Genomic DNA, 571 nt, shown 5'->3' with positions numbered 1-571 from the left:
CTTGCGATCTCCACGGTCGCCATAGGGCTTCCGGTCGTCACGAGCACCGTGCGAGCGCTGACCATCGCGGTCGCCGTACGGTTTCCGGTCGCTTCGGTCGCCGTACGGCTTCCGATCGTCGCGTGAACCATACGAACGCTTCTGGTCGCCGTCGCCGTAGGACTTGCGATCGCTGCGCTGCTCGTACGGGCGCTTCGCGCCTCGATCGCCGCTCGATGGCCGGTCGCCCGAAGACCTCGTCGTCTTCCGCGCACCTGCGCCACCGCGGGCGCTGTCGCCCTGCTTCGCCCGATCGGGTCGGTTCTGGTCGGCCGAGTCCTGGCTCGAATCGCTCACGCTGTTCCTGTCATTGGGAGTCTCGTCAGACTCAACCGTACTGCGGGTCTCCGCCCGCGGACCTGTTCACCCAGGACGAGCGGCCAGCGCTCGCGTTCGAGGCGCCGCTCATCAGTGCGACGAGCCACCTTTCCGTGGTGGTTCGTGTTAAAGGCGAAGAGCCGCCCACGTGGTGGGCGGCTCTTCGTAATGTTTGTCCGGCGGTGTCCTACTCTCCCACAGGGTCCCCCCTGCA

It is taken from the genome of Agromyces sp. NPDC058126 (genome assembly GCF_042884595.1).
Classification (GTDB): Bacteria; Actinomycetota; Actinomycetes; order Actinomycetales; family Microbacteriaceae; genus Agromyces.
Note: the sequence above shows the minus strand (reverse complement) of the source record.